The following is a 563-nucleotide window of genomic DNA, read 5'->3' as shown; positions in this document are numbered from 1 at the left end:
GCGCCGGTATTAAAAGGACCAGTCCTGGACGGAGCTCCGGATCATCTGCAGCACTACTATGGCAAAGACTACTTTACAATCGATGACTCTCAGGAGCCGGTAGACGTAGTTAAGGCACTCAAAGATTACAAAGTTGATGTCATTCTTATCAACCTTCCTACAGGTTCACACGATGCAGCAAGATTCTACGTGGATGCAGCATGTGAAGCAGGATGCGGCGTTGTCAACGGAATTCCGGAACTGATCGCCAGCACACCGGCTATCGCTGACAAATGCAAAAAAGCCGGCATCCCGGTTATCGGTGACGACTGGAAGAGCCAGTTAGGCGCAACCATCGTACACAGAGCGCTTGCAAAACTGTTTGAGGACAGAGGAATTAAGATCACGAAGTCCTATCAGCTCAACTACGCTGGAAATACAGACTTTATCAACCTGGTTATGCGTGGTGAGACAAAGCATGTCACAAAGCATGACGCGATTGCAAGTATTCTGAAGCATGACGTGCCGATTGCTCCCGGATTTGCTTTTGTCGACAACCAGGGTGACCAGAAGACCGCGATTAT

The 563-nt window shown here is 49.0% G+C and carries 1 pseudogene; it reads left to right on the top strand.

The features are described 5' to 3' along the window. A pseudogene (locus ARB69_RS25570) lies at positions 1-563 on the top strand (hypothetical protein); the annotation flags it as partial.

The sequence above is a fragment of the Faecalicatena contorta genome, from assembly GCF_001404335.1.
Lineage (GTDB): Bacteria > Bacillota > Clostridia > Lachnospirales > Lachnospiraceae > Faecalicatena > Faecalicatena contortus_B.
The sequence above is the reverse complement of the archived record's forward strand: the minus strand, read 5'-3'. Positions and strand labels throughout refer to the sequence as shown.